Below are 20356 nucleotides of genomic sequence, written 5' to 3'. Positions count from 1 at the left end.
AGAGCCTCCGGCAAACCCGGGGCGGTTCAGATGAGCGAGATTGGCGTCGAAGTAGTGGCTCCAACGTTCCGTTTCCGGACGATAAATGACACCGATAGCCCGTTCGAGGCGGACATGGTCCAATGCCTTTCGAATGCTATTGTCTTTTCGCCAACTGGTGAAGCTGGCCGACAGACCCGTATCTTCAAAGACGCGCTCCCAGGAATCTGGCCGGGCCGGAATGACCTTCTTTATCTTCGCGGCACTCCCCCAATCATCCGCTGCCATCACAGTGCCGGTACTCGTCGCAAAGCCGATCGCCACAACAGCATCACCGAAAAGTTCCCGGCACAGCTGGCCGATATTAAACTCACCCCGTTCACCCATGCCGGTGGCACTGGCATTGCCGATATGAGAGTTGTGCGCCCACACGACGGCTTTTGATTTTGGCCCGGCCTGCTCCAACAGCCGCAGAAGGGTTGAGAACATGTGCTGGTCGCGCAGATTCCATGTGCTGACCGAGCCATGATACATGGCGCGGTAGTACTGTTCAGCTGCCTGGACGACCCGCGCGTTCTGTTCGGCATCGAAAAATTCGTCGCCATCCTTCATGGCATAGTCCAGGCGCTGGTCGAGCAGATCGAGCAATTGGTGCACGACCTCATCTTCGCAGGTGCGGCCCGTTCGCATGGCTTGCGCGCCGTAAATTTGCGGTCGTCCGACATAGGGAGACAGGCAGGCATAACGTTCTCTCGCGACGGCCGCCGCTTCCTTGTCGACCCGGTCGAGATAGGCCAGCACTTCGGAAATCGATTTGTCGAGACTGTATACATCAAGGCCGCGCACGGCGACGCGTTCCTCCGCTGGCTGGTTAGCATTCCAGTCGCGCAACGCCGAAAGGCAGTTTGCAAACTCCCGGTTACGCCACATCCAGCGCGGAAAGTTCACAAAAGCATCCCTCTCGCCCCAGGGTTCGCGGCCTCTGACATAGCGATCAAGCTCTGCTGCATCCGGCCAGTCGCCCTCGATTGCAACAATCCGGAACCCGTGCTGGTCAACGAGGCGCCGGGTGATCGCCGCACGCGCCTCATAGAATTCAGATGTGCCATGCGTGCATTCGCCGAGCAGCACGACACGTGCTTCGCTGAATTCGTCCACCGCCTCGGCAAGCGTATCGTATGGATGACTTGCGGGAAGCGGCAGGCTGTGTCCCGCAATCAGGTTCGAAAGCTCTGCATTTGCGGGAACACGGACGGTATCCATCATTCCTCACCAACAAGCGGTTGTTGGAGGAGTTGGATGACTTCGTCGTCAGACAGTTGATGGAAGTCCCGGTAATAGCTGCCCACGGCACCAAACCGCTCCGGCGCGGCGAGCACGATCGCATCATCCACCATTGTGCCGATCGCGTGCAGCGTATCCGGCGCAGCGACGGGGACCGCCACAACGATTTTGGCAGGGCGCCGTTTCCTGACCGCCAGAATGGCCGCTTTCATGCTTGTACCGGTGGCAATGCCATCATCGACCAGGATCGCCGTACGGCCTTCCGCTCGCACAGGCTCCCTTCCTGGTAGGTAAAGGCTGCGCCGGCGTTCGATCTCCTCAAGTTCCGGTTTTGCCAGTTCGGCAATTTTTCCGGCATTGAGCCCGGTGGCCCGCATGACCGGATCATTGTTCACGATCTCGGCGCCTTCACCGTCGACAACCGATGCGGCCGCGACTTCCGGCTGCCAGGGCACACCAATCTTGCGGACCATTAGGATATCGAGCGGAGCATTCAGGGCTTCCGCGATCGGCCGGGCAACCGGCACGCCGCCGCGTGGCAGGGCGTAGATGACCGGGGCCTTGAATTCATGTGCTGACAGGGCCCGGGCGAGGAGCATGCCGGCTTCCGCTCGGTCTGCCATTGGCAGGGGGATCGTTTCCCGTCCCGCGGGCGCCAAATGTTTCGAGAACCATGCGCCGGACAAGACCAGGACCTTGTCGAGTGTTCCTGGCTCCTCGAACAGGTGACCGGCATCTGGCACCACGCTAATGCGGTGTTCGCAGGTCATACGTGCCGCGGCTGCCTCATTTAAAGCCAGGACCTCCCGGTCATTTCCGCCAACAATCAGAAGGCTTGGCGCGCGCACATGCGGAAGAGCGGCGCCCGCCAGGTCAGGCCGACCACCGCGGGACACAATGGCCCTGATATGTGGCGAGGCTGCCGCGGCTGCCAAGGCAGCGCCTCCGCCTGTGCTCGCGCCGAAAACACCGACAGGCAAATTTTGCAACCGCGTTTGCTGACGAGCCCAATCGACGGCAAGCACGACACGTTTTGCCAATAAGGCGATGTCAAAGACATTACGCCGGTCACCTGCCTCGTGCTCCGTGAGTAGATCGAACAGCAAGGTTGCAAACCCAAGCCGTTCGAAACTGCGCGCGGCATATGCGTTGCGCGGGGAATGTCGGCTGGATCCGCTACCATGGGCGAAAATGATGAGGCCCCGTGCTTCGTCCGGCACGGTCAGGAAACCACCAAGCCCTTTGGACCCGATGCGGATATCTTCCGTTTGCATCATGTGGGCACCATTTTTTGTGAGTATAGCACAAGTTTATTGCAGTGGCTTCTGGTTCTTCTTCGCCACCTACCGCTGGATTGCGCCGATAGTTTACCAGGGCGCGCAATCTCATGCGTGCGCAATTGGCTATTTTGGAGAACCGGCACTTGGACTGACTTGTGCTCCGAAGTGGCTCAGCATCCACTTTTGGCTTCAGGCCTCCTGTAACGACAGGCTGGCGGCATCTTTCCTGATAGTGAAGTTCTTAATCGATCTGGCCTCGTAGACTGGCTTGAGCACAGTACTGACAGCAACAAAGCTGGCCTCTGCCACATCCGTTTGCAGGACAACCCGAACATAGCCCTGATGCATATTGTCCGTCCACACTACTTCGGGAACGTAATCCGAAAAAGCTTTGTCAAGTGATCGGGCTGTTTCGTCATCAAAGCCGGATTCGACGAAATCTCCCGGCGATGTCACACCGGACGTGCCAAGTTCAATGCCCATGCTGGTGCCACTTCCATCGTGAAGATGGTTTGCCCAGAAACTGTGGCTGTCACCAGTCAGAACCAGCAGGTCTGACGCCCCACTCGCTTTGCATGTATCGTAGAACACCTCACGCGCGGCGGGATAGCCATCCCAAGTATCGGTATAGAATGGCAACGCATGCTGGCCAAGCCAGGCAAGACGCTTGTGTGCCTCGAGCGACGCTTCGTCTGGCACCGGCAACACACCCAGCCCGACAACATCCGGAACCAGCGTGCGGGCCATCGGAATCTGGTTCCCGATCACGCGCCATGGCTGGCGCTTCGCGACAGAGCTGGAGAGCGCCTCCGAGATATCAGTCAATTCGGTTGGGGATATCATGTGACGCTCCGGATCACCAAGAACGGCCTTGCGGAAAGCTTCGTAGTCTTCTTCCGTGTTCAGCTTCGGGGCCCATTCAGCATAATCTACTTGCTTGCCGCGGGCGGTATGCCGGGTTTCGAGTGTCAGCAAGGTTGCAAGGTCACCGAACATATAGGACCGCCAGAATTGTGCGCGCGTGCGGCCGGCCTTCGGCTCACGAATGGGCATCCATTCATAGTAAGCCTGGATCGACGCTGCGCGGCGGTCTTTCCAGCTTCCTTCTGTTTCTGGCTGATGGTTCTGCGCGCCGCCCGTCCAGGGATTGTTTGCACTTTCATGATCATCCCAGCAGCAGATCAGTGGGTGCATGGCGTGCATTGCACGCGACCCGGCGTCCTGCTTGTACTGGGCGTGGCGCTGCCGGTAGTCAGCGAGCGTGATAATTTCATGCGGAGGGTTGTGGGGGCGCCCAATCACCGCGCCGGTTTCCTGACCCCAGCCGTCCGGACCGCCATACTCGTAAATATAGTCGCCCGTATGCAGGACGATATCGATCGCCGGATCGTGAGCGATTGCATCATAGGCATTGAAATAGCCAAACGGGTAATTCGAACAGGAAACGAGTGCAATGCCGAGGCTATCGAGGGCTCCGACAGGTAGCGTGCGGGTCCGGCCGGTGCGGGACACTTCGCCTTCTGCTTCGAAGCGATAATAGTAGGTCTGGCCCGGTTGAAGACCGTCGGCGATGACTTTCACCGTGTAGTCTGAGTCTGCCGAGGTCTGGTGGGAACCGTTCGCGATAAGCGAGTTGCCCTCCGGATCTTCATAGATGGCCCATGTTACATCCACGATCGGCGAACCGGTTGAGACGCGGGTCCAGATCACGACGCTCGTTGTCTCTGGATCACCGCTTGCGACGCCGTGCCGGAAAATGTCGGGGTCTGTAAAAGATGCACTCGTGTCCATAGCCTCAGGTGCGCCCTGCGTGGCGCATGCCGTCGAGAGTGCGGTGCTGGACAAGAGGGCCAGGGCTTGACGGCGATTGATCCGGGTCATGAACAATTCCTTTGTGTTGGCCTTATTGGCCCAGTTTCGGTGTCAGAAAAAACACGAAATTAATCGGAGAGGAAGGCGGCCTCTTCGAGACCGCCTTCGCTCAGATTTACGTCAGTCGGTTCCCTTAGAAATCGGCCGTTACGGTCAGGGCAACTGTGCGCGGTGCAGAAATCCAGGCCGCGTTGCCAGAGATACCGGCCAGCCAGTCCTGATCGAATACGTTATTTACTGTCAGGCGGAAATCGATGTTGGACAGGTCGTCCGAAAGAGCCGAGCCGGAGGCACCGAGATAGAGGTCGGTGTCGACATATGAGTCGGCTGTCCAGGTGTTCGACAAATTCACAAAGCGATCGCCAACCCATTTGGCAGAAGCGCCGCCATAGAAGTTGCCCTTGGTGAAATCAGCCGACAGAACAAACATGTCATCCGGGATACCCGGAACCTTGTTGCCGACAGCAATACCAGCGAGGCCATCAAGTACGCTGTCTCCAGTCCCAAGGATCTTTGCATCGTTGTGAGTATACGAACCGAAAAAGGTCAGGCTATCATTCAGCAGGAATTCACCCGCAAGTTCGACGCCGGTAGAGTCGATACCCCCGCCGTTTATGTAGCCGCCGTTCGAGGCTTCGAGATAGTCAATGCCTTCAACTGTGGCGGTTGGTGCGGGGAAGAGGCGGTTTTCAAAGGTCGTGTCGAAGTAAACCAGCGAGCCACGCAGGCGGCCGTTGGAATAGCGCAATCCGACTTCCGTGTTTTCTGAAGTTTCCGGATCGGGGATGCCTGCATCGACATTGATGACTTCAAGCACGCTGTCCGGGATTGCCTTGTAGTTCTCGGCATAGCCGACGAACATTTCCATGCCCGGCACGGCGCTCGGTGCCCAGGACGCGCCGCCAGAGAACAGGACGTCGGATTCGGAATCCAGCGTGAAGTTCTTGTCCGGGTTTTGCGGGTCGAAATTGTCAACACGATCGATCGAGTTGTTGAATTGCTTTACGCCTGCCCGGAACGTGAAGTCGCCGAACGAGACGACGTCTTCGACATACCATTTGAATGTGTTTTGCGGGAACTCGCGATCATACTGGACCCAGTATGCCAGACTATCGAACTCCGGCCCGACGCGGGAGTCGATGATGCGATGCCAGTCACGATATTCGTAGCGGGTACCGTCTTCATACCAGACACCGCCGCGGAGCATGTTCTCGAAGGCATCGAACGTCTTCGTCCACTCAATATCCGCCGTGATGCCGTAGCGTTCCCGCTGGTAATGCGTGTGGCGGTAGGATGAGACCGGAATCGCGTTGGCCGGGTAGCAGGCCGGATCGTAGGCTGCGTTCGAGGTGCCGCCATACGGGAAGGTCAGTGAAGACTGACAACCCGCTTCCGGAGACAAGGCAACGCCATTCGGATCGACAAAAAAGAGCTGACCGAGGAGCGAGCCGCCCATCACGCGCTCGCCGCCCAGAAACTCGCTTTCAGCGTTACCGGCGCCATCGTCGGTCACATTGACAAGGTAGGGCGGGGCCCAGTCGCCGCGGCCATCCATATTGTGCAGATAGACGCCGCCTTTGAGTTTCAGCCCTTCGGCAACTTCCTTTTCAGCCTTGAGATAGAGCAGGGAGTTTTCACGCAGCGTGCCCCAGACCTGGCGATAGGATTGATCCACATACGGAACGCCGGTCCAGTTCCCGATCAGACGGTCGGAATTCGGATCCGTTTGCCAGTCGGCCTCGGAGTACAGCTGGTCGTAGTTGTTCTCCGCGGCATCGTCGTAAGAAGCGTAAGCTGTCCAGTCGATATCGAAAAGAGTGCTGACAAGTTTCGCGGCATAGTGGTCGCGGCGGTTATCGGCAGAGCCTTCGATATGATCCGTCGCGGTCTGGCTGGAGACGGAGAACCAGGCTTTGGTCGTGTCGTTCAGGAAGGAACCCGTATCATATGCCAGATAAAAACGCTGAGCTTCAAAATCGCCGAGTGTGCCGGAAACACGTACGCGCTCTTCGTCTTCCGGATTGCGTGTCGTGAAGTTGATCGTGCCGCCGAGCGCATCATTCGAAAGAGAGGCGATATCGGCTGTGCCCTGAGAAACCTCAATGGCACCCGCATTCTGGGTATCGATGTAGCGGTTGGCCTTGGAGCCGCCGCCATAATTCGAACCGCCGTTCGGCAGGCCGTCAACGGTGATGCCGATCTGCTGCTCGCCGAGATTGTTCTGGAAACCGCGGACAGCGATTCCGGTCGACCAGTCATCAAAGCCGAACGTGTCGCCCTCCGAAACCAGCACGCCTGGAAGGTTGTCGACCTGAGCCAGGATAGAGCTGACGGGGGCTTGCTGCAGCGCCATGGCCTCCGTGCTTTCAGCGGAGGAATAGGTTTGCGCCTGGCCGATGATGACCACTGTATCCATTTCACGGCGCTGCTCGGCTTGGTCATTGGGTGCGGCGGAATCGGCGGACTGCGCGATGGCGCTCGTTGCATACAGAGCGAGGCTGGCAGAAGCCAGCAGGCTCATCTTAAACAAAGACATTGCTTGTTCTTCCCTTGAAAATACCCGCCGCATTCACCCCCATGAGTGCGCCGGAAGAAATCATCTTCATCTGTCGAGACTCGATGCTCGAACAGACCGGCCTGAGCTAGTGAGAGCGTGTGACCGGCACGTGACGGATTTCACTACTATTTTTGAATTCGCTCTGGCCGGGATGGTCGCGATGGGAAAAACCGTCATTGAAATGGCTGGTCAGTGACGCATTTGTGGATTTGAGCGCAACCATTCCGCTGTGAGGTATTGTAAGCACAACCGACCTTGAGACGGCGCGTCCTGACGCTTACGCTCCAGAATTGAGCCGGAACGCTTTCCGGCATTTCAAAACATCACCGGAGATGATTCAGCTTGCGGTCATGATGTGCGTTCGCTTCCCGCTGCCTTAGCGAAACGTCGAAGAACTGCTTCACGGTTGAGGGGGCAACATTTGTCTCGAGACAGTCCGTCACTGGTTGAATCGTTTCGGAATCTACTTTGCTCAGAAGGTCCGCAAACGCTGGTAAGCACGCTAGCGGTAAAGTCCGCAATCAAGATGGCACATGGATGGGACTTCGTGACGATCCGTAGGCGGACTCACTATCCCTGACGTGCGGTTGCCTCGTTGAACGAAAATATTCTGAGCAAAATGTACCAGTCGATGCTGTTACAGTTGTTTCAACAACCCTTCACGAATCCGTCGCGCTTCTTCTTCAAGAGCGCAGACAAACACGTGAAGGCACAACATGCAGGCCAAGCCATCCTGTCCGGACGACGTTGCTGTGTCCGGCACATTTTCAGATGCGGTGAACGGGCCTGTGCCGGATGGTGCACAGGACGATGAGACGGATCGCACGCGGTTCCTGAACCATCTGTTCCGCCAGCACTATGGAGAACTGGTCGGCCGGCTCAGAAAGATCCATGGGGCAGGCCCACCCGAACCGGAAGATCTGGCGCAGGCAGCGTTTTCCAAGCTCGCCGGGCTGGCAGATCTCGGCCGGATCCGCTCTCCAAGGGCCTTCCTTTTCCGGACGGCCATCAATCTGGGTCTGAATTCGAATGACAAGCTCCGGCGTGGGCGAAACTTCGTCAAAAGCCAGATGGACGGAAATATTTCCCCTGATGTGGAAGAAATCTCGCCTGAAACTGTCTTAATGGGAAAGCAGGATCTTGAGCGGGTTGCGCGCGCCATGCAGCAGCTGTCGCCCAAGCAGAAAGAGATCCTGTTGCGAAGCAGGTTCAAGGGGCAGACCTATGCAGAAATCAGGAAAGATACCGGTTGGAGCGAAGCGGATATTTCCCGCCAGCTCGCCCGTGTCATGGCTCTGCTCCAGGCCGGGCTGGATGGATAAGGCGTCGCAATGAAGAAGCCCGTAAAGCTGGTCCCACCCATGAAATCCGATTCCGAAAAGGTATCAGATGCCGAGGCACGTAGCTGGGTGCTGTATTTTGCATCCGGGGAGAGCGCGCCGGAGAAGGAGCAGGCCTTTGCCGCGTGGCTCGCCGCATCTCCTGACCATGGCGCCGCGTTCGAGCGCGCCCGGCGGCTGTGGGATGCGATCGCCGATGCCGATGGCGTAGAGGACATCCTCACGGACCAAAATAATATCAAACCGTTCCAGCCGCACCGGGGGATGTCGCGCCGCCTGTTGCTGGGCGGCGGTCTTGCCGCCAGTCTGGTCTGTACAGCCGGCATAGGTTTGCTGGCCCTTCAGCCAGCCCCGCCAGAAGCCATCCTGCTCTCCACCGCGCGGGGGGAGATCAAAACCTTCACCCTGTCCGATGGCAGCGAGATCACGCTTGGCGGCGACAGCCAGGTCCGCGGCGAACTCACCGCCAGGGCAAGAAACCTCCAACTGGCTAGCGGCAATGCCTATTTCGATATCGCGCGCGACGAAGGCCGGCCACTGACCGTCGATACAGGTAGTGTGCTGGTCCGCGTTTTGGGTACCCGGTTCGATATCAAGAAGCGGACGGGGCAGGTGTCTGTGTCTGTCGACAGCGGTCATGTCCGCGTTATGGCTGACGCCGCTGCACGTGACCTGCGCGCCGGAGACCGGATCGTCTCCACCGCTGCACTGCGGCTTGGCTCGGTCGAACCTTTCGATGCCGAGAAGGAATTGTCCTGGCGGTCCGGCCGGCTCTCTTTTGTCGATGCACCGCTCCGAGACATCGTTGCGGACTTGAACCAGTACAGCGACAGGCCGGTCAGGCTGGCGCCCGGCGCGCCGGCGGACCTACGCCTCACCCTGTCTTTCTCCATCCAGCAGATCGGTCAGGTCCTGGCCGGTCTGGACTCGGCCTATCCGATCGATGTGCGCGAGAGCGATACGGAAATCGTGATCTCAGAAGGACTCTGACGGCGCCTGCGATGAACCTTTTATGAAGTTCGCAGAATCGCTGAAACACGCCGCAGCCTGATCTGTCTTCCCCCTGACCACGCAGGCGCGTGGCGGCGGGTGTGAAGTTTCACCCCGCACGGTTCACTATGAGGGGAAAGTCATGAAAACTTCGATCAGCCTGCGCAAGGCACTCGTCCTGACAGCATCGGGTGCCGCCCTGTGCTTCAGCAATGCCGCGCTCGCCCAGACCGCAAATGAGCAGGACGATACCAGCGTCCAGGAGACCGTCATCATCACCGGTACGCGCGGTGCGCCGCGCACGGCCTTCGACAGCCTTGCGCCGGTAGATGTCATCTCCGAAAAAGCCATTGACCTGACGGCGTCCGACGAAGTCATGGACACGCTGTCCCAGCTCGTGCCGTCCTTCAATGTGAAACGCCTTCCGATGGCGGACGGTCAGGTTTTTGTCCGCCCGGCCAGCCTGCGCTCCCTCTCGGCGGACCACACGCTGGTCCTGATCAACGGCAAGCGCATGCACCGCTCTGCGCTGCTCGGCTCCAATGGCGCACAGGCGCCTGACCTGGCCCAGATCCCGTCCTACGCCATCAAGCAGATTGAAGTACTGCGCGACGGCGCATCAGCCCAGTACGGTTCCGATGCCATCGCCGGTGTGATCAATATCATCCTCGACGACGAAGCCGGCACGAACGCCTTTGCGCAGGCTGGCCAGTATTATGAAGGCGATGGCGAACAATACCGTATCGGCGTCCAGCAAGGATTTGAGTTCGACAATGGGTTCCTGAACCTGTCCGGCGAATACACCGATGCACAGCCGACCTCGCGGTCGCGCCAGCGAGCCGACGCGATCGCCCTGCAGGAGGCCTTTCCGGATCTGAAAGTTCCAAACCCGGTTCAGCACTGGGGACAGCCGGAGCGTCAGGCGTACCGCTTTGCCCTGAACGGCGCCTACGATTTCGCGAACACTCAGGCGTATGTGTTCAGCACTTATGGCTTCGGCACCGGCGTGACGGATTTCAACTGGCGTAACCCTCTGTCCACCAGTGCATTCGGCGACAGCGCGATCGATCCGGATTACGATCTTTCCGAAATCTATCCGACCGGTTTCACCCCGCGCTTTGGCCAGGACGACAATGACTTCTCTCTGACCGGCGGTCTGCGCAGCGCAGGGGATGGGGCATTCTCCTATGATCTCAGCGCCAGCTATGGCCGCAACCAGATCGAGTACTTCATGTATGACTCGATCAACGCCTCACTGGGTTCGGCCAGCCCGACCTCCTTCAATATCGGCACGCTGACCCAGACCGAACTCAACCTGAACGCCGACTTCGTTTACCTGGCCAGCCTCGACTTCCTGGCGGACGAGCTGACCTTCGCCTTCGGTGCCGAGCGCCGCAACGAGGAATATGAGATCGGTCAGGGCGAATATGCGTCATTCGCTGTCGGCCCTCTGGCTGCGGAGGGTTTTCCGTCCGGTTCCAATGGCTTCCCCGGGTTCTCGCCTGACCAGGCCGGTTCTTCGGATCAGACCAGCTACGCGGCGTATGTGGATGTCGAAGCTCCGGTCACGGATCGCTGGACTGTTGGCGGCGCCGTCCGTTACGAGGACTATTCCGAATTCGGTAGCAGCACGACCGGCAAGCTCTCGACCCGTTTCGAGCTGACGCCGGGCCTTGCCTTGCGTGCAACTGCATCCACCGGCTTCCGCGCACCGACGCCGGGCCAGCTCTTTTCTGAGCGGACGTCTCAGGGCCTCGACACGACAACGCTGAACATCTTCACCAGCGGCCGCTTCAGCCCGCAGGGTGCTGTGGCTGAAGTGATCAGCAAACGGGATGGAGTGAATATCCTTCCACTTGAACCAGAAGAGTCGGACAACATTACGGCCGGTCTTGCCTGGAACACCAATTTCGGGCTGACGGCGACGCTGGATATCTACCAGATCGACGTTACTAACCGTCTCAGCACCTCGGCCACCTTTGCGGTTACCGATGCGGAACGTGCCGAGTTTGCTGCGCTGGGCGTTGCGGGTGCGGAAAGCATCACGCGGGTCAACTTCTTCCAGAATGACTTCGACACGCGGACCAAGGGTCTCGACCTGGTCATGGCCTACAATTTCGCGTTCGGTCCGGGTGAAGTGAACCTTACAGGCGCCTATAACTACAACAAGACAGACGTGACCGGCGGCGATTTCGCAGCGAACACCACCTCGGCAGACCGGTTCGAGAAAGGGATCCCGGAGCACACCGCGAACCTGCAAGCGAACTATACGGTCGGCAACTGGGATATGTTCGGCCGGATGCGCTATTACGGCGAATGGCGGGACTATTCGGGCAATTCCACCGGCGACATCTTCCAGGATTTCGGTGCAATGGTGCTGTTCGATCTCGGCGCGACCTATCAGGTGAACGATAATCTGTCAGTCCGTGTGGGAGCTGAGAACGTTTTCGACCAATATCCGGACGAAGCGACCTATCAGGCGAGCCGGGGGCTGATTTATTCCCGGAATGCTCCCTATGATACCGATGGCGGCCAGTATTACCTCCGCCTCGATCTCAGCTTCTGATCTCGGGAAGAGATATGGACTTTACCAGACGACTGGTCATGAAGGGCGCCGCTGTTGCAGCGGCGTCCTTTGCGACAGAAACGGCCTGTACCGCTGCGCCGGTGCCGGCCTCTGCAGGGGAGCAGGCAGTGCAGGACATCGCGAGCGACGAAGCCTTCTGGCGTCCGATTGTGGCGCAATACGACGTCACGCCGAATGTGGTGAATTTCGAGAACGGCTATTGGGGCCTGATGGCGAAGCCCGTCCTGGAAGCTTTCGTCCGGAACACTGAAAAAGTGAACCGCAACAATTCCTGGTATGCCCGCCGGGACTATTATTCAGACATCCAGCCGATCCATGCGCGCATCGCCGGTTTCCTCGGTGCCGGGCAGGATGAGATCGTTTTCACCCGCAATGCTACAGAATCGCTGCAGGGCCTTGTCGGCGGCTATAACCGTCTAAAGCCGGGCGATGCGGTGATGTATTCCGATCTGGACTATGACTCCATCCAGACGGCGATGGACACCAAGGCCGAACGGGAGGGCGCTGAGGTTGTCCGCATCGTCATTCCGGAACCGGTCACTTATGAGGGACTGATAGACACCTACCGGCAGGCACTGGAAGCCAACCCGAAAGTGCGCCTCCTGTTGCTGACCCATATCAGCCACCGAACCGGCCTTATGATCCCCGTGCGCGAGATCGTTGAGATGGCGCGGGGCCATGGCGTCGACTGTATCGTCGATGCGGCCCATTCCTGGGGGCAGATCGATTTCCGCATGGAAGACCTCGGTGCCGATTTTGCCGGCTTCAACCTGCACAAATGGATCGGCGCGCCGATCGGGGCGGGCCTGATGTACATCCGCCGCGACCGGCTGACGGACATCTCGCCGGACATCTCCGAACGGCCCGAAGGCGTCGGCACGATCTATCACCGCATCCATACAGGCACCACGAATTTCGCGACGTTCCTGACTCTGAAAGACGCGCTCGATTTCCACGAGCTTGTCGGGCCGGCCCGCAAGGCGGCCCGCGTTGCTTACCTGCGTGACCTCTGGACCGAGGAAATGCGCGGCGATGACCGGATCGAGATCCTGACGCCGTCAGACCCGCGACTGCATGCCGCGATCACCTCCTTCCGTTTCAAGGGCAAGACGAGCGTCGACGACAACAAGGCCATCGTGAAGGCGCTGGTGGAGAAGCATGGCATCTTCACCGTCCACCGCACCGATGTGGCCAAAGGCGCCTGCGTACGCGTCACACCGACGCTCTACAACACGCCTGACCAGTGTTTTCAGCTTGTGCGGGCACTCCGTTCACTTTTGGCGGAAACCTGACGCCGGGCACCGGGCCAGACTGCGGCATTTGAGTTTCACCGGCGGAGGAATGGCCGTTGCGGGCGGCTATTGTCATCTGCCTGTCATCGCCATCGGCTTCTTAGGGGCGACTCCAACGCGGAATGCGAGGGCCTCCCCGAGGGACCAATGCGATCGGCCTGCCTGTTCCTGCTGACCTGCGTGGCCGCGGTGCTTCCCGCGGCGGCGCAGACCCATTCCCTGCGCGTACCGGTCATGCCGCTGGCGGACGCCGTCAACCTGCTTGCCGAGCAGGCCGACACCGTCATCATTGCAGAAGCGGCAGATCTGGCCGGCCGAAGTGCGGGGCCGTTGTCGGGCGACATGGAGGTGGGCGACGCGCTGGTGGCCCTGTTGTCCGGCACGTCCCTGAGTATCAGCCAGGATGCGAACGGGGTCTGGATCATCCGGCGCCAGCCGGCCAGCAAGACAGTGCCGCAGCGGACGCTTTCCGAAAGGGCCGCAATCCGTCCCGTCCGGCTGCCGCCACCGGCCATGGATCTGCCCCGCACTTATGACACGATCATCGTGACCGGCTCGCGGGCGGGCCTGCAAGCCTGGGAAAGCCTTTCGCCGGTCGACGTGCTGGACCAGACAGACCTCGCCGCGCCTGTCTCCGATGACTTCTCTGACGTGCTGGCAGACATCCTGCCCAGCTTTTTCGTCCAGCGTCGGCCGCTCAGCGATGGCGCCGTATTCGTGCGGCCGTACAGCATGCGGAACCTGTCTGCAGATCACACGCTGATCCTGGTTAACGGCAAGCGGCGCCACCGTTCCGCGATGCTGAACACAGGCGGATCCCAGTCGCCGGACCTTTCGAAGATCCCCACCAATGCCATAAAGCGCGTCGAAATCCTGCGCGACGGGGCGTCGGCGCAGTATGGTTCCGATGCGATTGCCGGTGTGATCAACATCATCACCCGCGATGACGCGCTGGCGGAAGGCTTCGCACAATATAGCCAGTATTATGGGGGCGACGGCGTCCAGAAACGCCTCGGCCTGGGCGGCGGGGGACGCGGACCTGAAGGCGGCTTCCGGCTCAGCCTTGACTATAGCGACGCCGCGCCGACGTCGCGCGCCCGCCAGCGCCTCGACGCTTTGCAATATCTGGCAGATCATCCGGATGCCGACATTGCCGATCCGGTCCAGAAATGGGGCCAGCCGGAGCGGGAGGATATCCGCGCTTTGCTAACAGCGGAACGGGAAACCGACTTTGGCAAGCTCTACACCCTCGTCAGTGCGAGCAGAGGGCAGGGCGTGAGCGACTTCAACTGGCGCAGCCCCGCCACGCCCAGCGTCTATGCGGCCAGCGCTGCCTTCGGCGACTGGTCGCTGATCGACATCTATCCCAACGGGTTCACCCCACAATTCGGGCAGGAGGAGCACGATGTGTCCGCCACGTTCGGCCTGAAAGGTGTCTCGGCAAGCGGCCTGACTTATGATGTCAGTGCCGGGGTCAATGAGAACAGAATAGACTATTTTCTCTACGACACAATCAATGCGTCCATGGGGCCGCACAGTCCGACGCAGTTCGATGCGGGCGGCCTGCGACAGCAGGAATTCAATCTGAATGCAGATTTTCAAACGAGACTCGCTGCGCCGCCATCCTTCGCCCGGCCAGTCAATCTCGCCTTCGGCCTGGAACGGCGTCTGGAACGCTACTCTATCGCGGCGGGCGATCCGGCGTCCTATGAAATCGGTCCCGGTGCGGTGGACGGCCTGACGTCCGGTTCGAACGGGTTTCCGGGCTACACGCAGGAACAGGCGAAGACATATGACCAGACCAACTGGGCCGCCTATGCCGATGCGGAGGCAAATCCCGGTGAGCGCAGCCAGCTGGGCATTGCAATCCGCTTCGAGGAGTTCGACACATTCGGGAGCCGCCTGAACGGCAAACTGTCGTATCGCCGGGATGTGTTGGTAGGCCTTGCCCTCCGCGCCACAGTCTCAACCGGCTTAAAGGCCCCGACCCCGGCGCAACTCTATTCAGAACGGACATCGCAAGGCGTCGCCCCGGACACGCTGGACGTCTTCACCAATGGCCGCTTCAGCCCTACAGGTCCCGTTGCAGACATCCTGAACGAGCGGGCAGATGCCGTCATCTCGCCTCTGAAGCCGGAAACCTCCGTCAATTTGTCTGCCGGGCTGGTGCTCCGGCCAATGGAGGGCCTCGTCGCCAGCGCCGACGTCTACAGGACAGAAGTTCGTGACCGGATATTTACATCTGAAGGCTATACGCTCGACCCGGCCGAGCGTTTGTGTCTTGCGGTCCTGGGGGTGCCGGGCGGGGAAAGCATTTCGGAGGTCAGCTTCTATCAGAACAGTTTCGACACGCGGACGTCCGGTATCGATCTGGTTCTGGACTATGACCGGCGACTGGCAGGCGGCGATCTCACCCTTGGCCTGTCGTTCAATTACAATAATACCGACGTGCTGAATTCCGACTTCGCCGGCAGTCCGTCGCGGGTCGACCGGTTCGAACGGCTCTATCCCCGTTTCTCGACCCATGCGTCTGCGGGCTTGCGGAGAGGCGCGCTGTCTTTCGAGACACGGCTGAGATGGATCGGCCCCTGGGTAGACTATACCAATCAGGACGCCGATTTTATTCAGGAGTTCGGCTCGGAACTTTTCGTCGATGCGAGTATGTCGGTCGAGCTCAACGACACGTTGACCCTGCGTTTCGGCTTAGAAAACCTGTTCAACGAATATCCGGATGAGGCCGTGCTGGAAGTCAGCAAGGGGCTGATCTATTCCCGCAATGCGCCTTATGACACGGATGGCGGCCAGTTTTACGTGCGGCTTAACGCGCGCTTCTAATCACAAGACCAGTCTCGGGTATGGTCAGATTAAATGGGCTTGACCCCGCTTCAATCATCAAAGGAATATCGAGAGCAGTGCCAGGTTCAATTGCTTACGCGACGCCGTCCAAAATCACCAACTGCGCATCGCTAACTTTTCCTGTCGGACAGCTGGCCAATGTTGCGCCAAGCCGAGGCAGGTCTCACGTCATAGCCGGGGCCCGGACAATCGCCGCAATCGTTTGTACAAAATGTTCCAAAATGCGTGAATTCGACCAGGTGGAGTGCGCGCGGCTGGAGTCTGCGAGGCGGGTTTCGCGCGCGGAAAGAACACCGCCAAGATAAGCCTCGATGAACACGATCCGTTCGGTCTGGTCACGTTTGGGCAGATGAGCCATCGCGCCGCGCAACAATTCGATGCATCGCTGATAACCGGTATTCCATCGGTCTTCGAGCGCGCTCATGAACAGATCCCGGTGAGCCATTGAGAAGAGAACAACGAAGCGGTTGTAGCATTCTTCCTCGCCAGGCGGCGCCAGATCGATGGAAGGGTAGACGAGGATTCGGATGATTTCTTCCAGATCAGGCTGACGGCCTGCGCCAAGGAGGGCGTCCAGCGCCTCGTTACGCCTGACATCGATCAGGCTCGCGCCATCCACGACGAGAATTCTGATTAATTCAGCCTTCGATCCGAAATGATAGCCGACGGCGCCGTGGTTCTTTTGCCCGGCAGCGGCAGCGATTTCGCGGACGGTCACGCCATCGACACCGCGTTCGGCAAACAGTTTCAGCGCCGCGCGCTTCAGCGCGTCGACGGCATCACTCTCACTTTTTTCATGCAAGCGGACCATAGGGAAGGCTTGCAATCTGACCGCCTCCGCGTCAAGCATATTATCCAATTGATTTAATCGGGAGGATTAATTGGACGCGCCGGTAGACTTGGAGACACTCGCCGGATGGATGGATAGCCAGGGGCTGGGAAGCGGTTCGATCGAGCAGGTCGAACGCCTGGCTGGTGGTACCCAGAACATCTTGCTGAAGTTTCAGCGGTCCGGCCGGACCTACGTGCTGCGCCGTCCGCCTCCTGTCCTGCGTGCCAATTCCAACGAAACGATGCGTAGGGAAGCGCGTGTGCTGGCAGCCTTGAGCGGAACTGGCGTGCCCCATCCGGGACTTATCGCTGCGTGCGAGGATGAAGCCGTGCTCGGCGCGGCGTTCTACCTGATGGAACCTGTCGATGGGTTCAATGCAACACAGGGACTGCCCGATCCGTTCGCGAGTTCGCCTGATCTGCGCCACCAGATGGGTCTCTCGCTGGTCGACGGGATCGCGGCACTGGGCGCGGTGGATTATGTCGCTGTCGGGCTGACGGGCCTGGGCAAGCCGGAGAACTATCTGGAACGCCAGGTCAGCCGCTGGAAAGCCCAGCTCGAAAGCTACGCCGAAATTCCGGAATGGGATGGCCGCAAGGATCTGCAGGGTGTCAACCGTATCGGCGACTGGTTGGACGAGCACAGACCATCCGGGTTTCGCGCTGGCATTATTCATGGCGACTATCACCTTGCCAATGTCATGTTCCGGTTCGACGCGCCAAAGCTGGCTGCCATCGTCGATTGGGAACTGACGACCATCGGTGATCCGCTTCTGGATCTTGGGTGGCTTCTGGCAACCTGGCCTGAGGAGAGCGACCGATCCGATGCCGGAACAGTTGCTGTCCAGCCTTGGGAAGGCTTCCCGACTACCGAAGAACTCGTGGCACGCTATGCGTCTCAATCTGACAGGGACCTTTCAGGCATTCACTGGTACGGCGTCCTTGCCTGCTACAAGCTGGGGATCATTCTGGAAGGCACCTATGCGCGCGCCTGCGCCGGCAAGGCGCCAAAGGCGACAGGCGACGATTTGCACAGACGAACCATATGGCTGCTCGAACGCGCACTGCGCTGGATCAGCTGAGTACGGACAAAACCCTGGAGGAATTAAGATGCTGTTTGAGCATAGCCAGAAGACCAAGGACCTGATCGCGCGCGTTGAGGCCTTCTTCGACAAATATGTCTACCCGACCGAAGAGGAATACCATGCCTGGGATGAAGACCCCGCGAACCTCTGGAAACGCTGGCCCGGCATCGATAAGATCAAGGATCATGCGAAAGCCGAAGGCCTGTGGAACCTGTTCCTGCCAGAGGAATACGGCGAATACAGCGCCGGCCTCACCAATATGGAATACGCGCCGCTTGCCGAGATCATGGGCCGGGTGCCGCACTCGTCGGAATTCTTCAACTGTTCGGCTCCCGACACAGGAAACATGGAAGTGTTGGCGAAATACGGTTCCCCCGCACAGAAGGAAAAGTGGCTGAAACCTCTGCTCGCTGGCGAGATCCGCTCCGCTTATGTGATGACTGAGCCGCAAGTTGCTTCTTCAGATGCAACCAATCTTGAACTCACCATCCTCCCGGATGGCGACGATTACGTCATCAACGGCCGGAAGTGGTGGATTTCGGGCGCGATGAATCCGAACTGCAAGATCTGGATCGTCATGGGTAAGACGCTACTGGACAATCCACGCCACCAACAACACTCGCAAATTCTGGTGGAGCCAGACACGCCCGGCATCACTATCGTACGCCACTTGACTGTTTTCGGTTCAAAGAACTCGCCCGGTGGGGAATGCGAGCTGCGTTTCGAGAATGTCCGCGTCCCGAAGGAAAACATGATCCTCGGCGAAGGGCGTGGATTTGAAATCGCACAGGGACGCCTCGGCCCTGGCCGGATCCATCATTGTATGCGCTCCATCGGTCAGGCGCAGCGTGCCTTGGAAATTATGTCCCGCCGCGTCGAGAACCGGGTGGCGTTCGGCAAGAAGCTCGCTGACCAGAGTTCTATCCGCCAGGACATCGCGCGCAGCTTCTGCGAGATCGAGATGGCACGCCTTCTGACGCTAAAGGCCGCCGACGCCATGGATCGTTTCGGTAACAAGGATGCCAAGGACCTGATCGCCGCCATCAAGGTCGTCGCGCCACAGATGGCACAAACTGTATGCGATCGCGCAATCCAGGCGCATGGCGGCATGGGGGTTAGCGACGATACACCGGTCGCACGCTTCTTCACGCTAAACCGGTTCCTTCGCATCGCTGACGGCCCGGACGAGGTCCACATGTCCCAGCTCGGCAAGCTGAAGATCCGCGAATACAACGCCATGCCTGTCCGCTGATCAGGGGAACAAACGCGTCATGAAAGCACTCGTCTATCGCGGGCCGAAAGAGATCGGCTTTGAATCCATGCCTGACCCGATCATCGAAGATGACCGCGATGCGATCATCAAGGTCGATAAATGCTCCATCTGCGGCAGTGACCTGCACATCTATCACGGGGAAACCTTCTCGGAGGATGTCGGATACTGCGTCGGCCATGAAGCCGTCGGAGAAGTGGTCGAGATCGGACGTTCCGTTCGCCAGCTGAAGGTTGGTGACAAGGTCATGATTTCCGCAGCGGTCGGGTGTGGTCAGTGCCGCTCCTGCCTCGCCGGCAATGTCGTCAATTGTGAAACGAATTCCGGCCGCTGCTACGGACTCTCTAGCGCGCTACAGGGGTGCCAGGCAGAGGGCGTGCGCGTTCCCGCGGCCGACTTCAACGCAGCGCGCATTCCGGAGGGCGTCACCGCGGAGCAGGCGCTGATGCTGACGGATGCCCTGGCGACCGCTTGGTTCGGCGCCCGCAATGCCGACATCGCGCACGGTGCAACGGTTGCGGTGGTTGGGCTCGGCCCGATCGGCCTGATGGCCGCGGAGGGTGCGCTGGCCATGGGCGCAGCCAGCGTATTCGGCATCGATCTTGTCGAAGAACGCCGGGCCATGGGACGCGCCATCGGACTGGAAACCCCAGACCCCGCCGAGGCCAAGGAGTATATCCGCGAGGCCACGCATGGCCGGATGTGTGACAGTGTGATCGAGGCGGTGGGGCATTCCGCGACGATCCGCGCGGCGCTCGGACTGGCCGGGCGCCGCGGCACGGTGTCAGTCATCGGAGTCAACCAGGACCGGTCCATGGACTTCCCTATGGCAAAGGCATTCGCGATGGGGCTGACCTTCCGGATCGGGACTTGTTCAGTGCCACAGGAATGGCCGGAACTCGTTCCTCTGATCCAGTCCGGCCGGATCAAGCCCGAGCGCTATATCAGTCACACGCTGGACCTGTCGGAAGGCGCGCATGCCTACGATCTGTTTGACCGTCGCGCGGAAGGGGCCATGAAGATGGTGCTGGATATCTGATCCACATGCGAGGCGGGATTGTTTGAGCGAGCAGGTCTCAATTCGACGACACGCATCAGGGGCTGTCGCGAGCGACAGCCCCTCCGCCAATCCT

13 protein-coding genes and 1 pseudogene are annotated in these 20356 nt (G+C 59.4%); 9 read left to right on the top strand and 5 right to left on the bottom strand.

Going from position 1 to position 20356, the window contains the following annotated elements:
* From HY26_RS01600 to HY26_RS01580, 4 genes are all read right to left on the bottom strand, one after another.
* Positions 1-1245, bottom strand: a 1245-nt coding sequence (locus tag HY26_RS01600; protein WP_233351499.1) for an erythromycin esterase family protein, incomplete at its 3' end; no start/stop codon positions are given.
* Complete coding sequence (locus HY26_RS19165) at positions 1242-2540, bottom strand: alpha/beta family hydrolase (protein ID WP_233351498.1); 1299 nt, start codon at positions 2538-2540, stop codon at positions 1242-1244. The genes HY26_RS01600 and HY26_RS19165, both read right to left, overlap by 4 nt.
* Before the next feature lie 192 nt (positions 2541-2732).
* Positions 2733-4424, bottom strand: coding sequence for an alkaline phosphatase (locus HY26_RS01585; protein ID WP_112072796.1), 1692 nt, complete (start codon positions 4422-4424; stop codon positions 2733-2735).
* Positions 4425-4548: 124 nt separating this feature from the next.
* Positions 4549-6936, bottom strand: a complete 2388-nt coding sequence (locus HY26_RS01580; RefSeq protein ID WP_112072795.1) for a TonB-dependent receptor — start codon at positions 6934-6936, stop codon at positions 4549-4551.
* Between the two features lie 368 nt (positions 6937-7304).
* Here HY26_RS01580 and HY26_RS19370 point away from each other — a divergent pair.
* From HY26_RS19370 to HY26_RS01555, 6 genes and pseudogenes are all read left to right on the top strand, one after another.
* Positions 7305-7463: pseudogene (locus tag HY26_RS19370) on the top strand (IS6 family transposase); the annotation flags it as partial.
* A gap of 225 nt (positions 7464-7688) precedes the next feature.
* A complete protein-coding gene (locus HY26_RS01575; protein ID WP_112072794.1) occupies positions 7689-8294 on the top strand; it encodes an RNA polymerase sigma factor in 606 nt (201 codons plus the stop codon).
* Positions 8295-8333: 39 nt separating this feature from the next.
* Positions 8334-9302: a FecR domain-containing protein gene (locus HY26_RS01570; protein WP_158531390.1), complete on the top strand. Its 969-nt coding sequence runs from the start codon at positions 8334-8336 to the stop codon at positions 9300-9302.
* A 142-nt stretch (positions 9303-9444) separates the two neighbouring features.
* Positions 9445-11868, top strand: a complete 2424-nt coding sequence (locus HY26_RS01565; RefSeq protein WP_112072792.1) for a TonB-dependent siderophore receptor — start codon at positions 9445-9447, stop codon at positions 11866-11868.
* A 14-nt stretch (positions 11869-11882) separates the two neighbouring features.
* Positions 11883-13181 carry an aminotransferase class V-fold PLP-dependent enzyme gene (locus HY26_RS01560; RefSeq protein ID WP_112072791.1) on the top strand — a complete coding sequence of 433 codons (1299 nt, stop codon included), beginning with the start codon at positions 11883-11885 and terminating at the stop codon, positions 13179-13181.
* A 147-nt stretch (positions 13182-13328) separates the two neighbouring features.
* A complete protein-coding gene (locus tag HY26_RS01555; RefSeq protein WP_112072790.1) occupies positions 13329-16016 on the top strand; it encodes a TonB-dependent receptor in 2688 nt (895 codons plus the stop codon).
* A 184-nt stretch (positions 16017-16200) separates the two neighbouring features.
* On the opposite strand, the gene HY26_RS01550 is transcribed toward HY26_RS01555, so the two are convergent.
* A complete protein-coding gene (locus tag HY26_RS01550; protein WP_034765772.1) occupies positions 16201-16848 on the bottom strand; it encodes a TetR/AcrR family transcriptional regulator in 648 nt (215 codons plus the stop codon).
* 109 nt (positions 16849-16957) lie between these two features.
* On the opposite strand from HY26_RS01550, the gene HY26_RS01545 reads away from it, so the two are divergent.
* From HY26_RS01545 to HY26_RS01535, 3 genes are read left to right on the top strand one after another with little or no spacing between them, the layout of a single operon-like run.
* Positions 16958-17950, top strand: a complete 993-nt coding sequence (locus HY26_RS01545; RefSeq protein WP_199288528.1) for a phosphotransferase family protein — start codon at positions 16958-16960, stop codon at positions 17948-17950.
* 28 nt (positions 17951-17978) lie between these two features.
* Positions 17979-19205, top strand: coding sequence for an acyl-CoA dehydrogenase family protein (locus HY26_RS01540; RefSeq protein ID WP_034765766.1), 1227 nt, complete (start codon positions 17979-17981; stop codon positions 19203-19205).
* Between the two features lie 19 nt (positions 19206-19224).
* Entirely contained in the window at positions 19225-20262 is a 1038-nt protein-coding gene (locus HY26_RS01535) for an alcohol dehydrogenase family protein (RefSeq protein ID WP_112072788.1), read from the top strand.
* Positions 20263-20356 lie beyond the last annotated feature (94 nt).

The sequence above is a fragment of the Hyphomonas sp. GM-8P genome (assembly GCF_003263315.1).
Taxonomy (GTDB): domain Bacteria; phylum Pseudomonadota; class Alphaproteobacteria; order Caulobacterales; family Hyphomonadaceae; genus Hyphomonas.
This window is presented reverse-complemented; position numbering and strand designations above follow the sequence as displayed.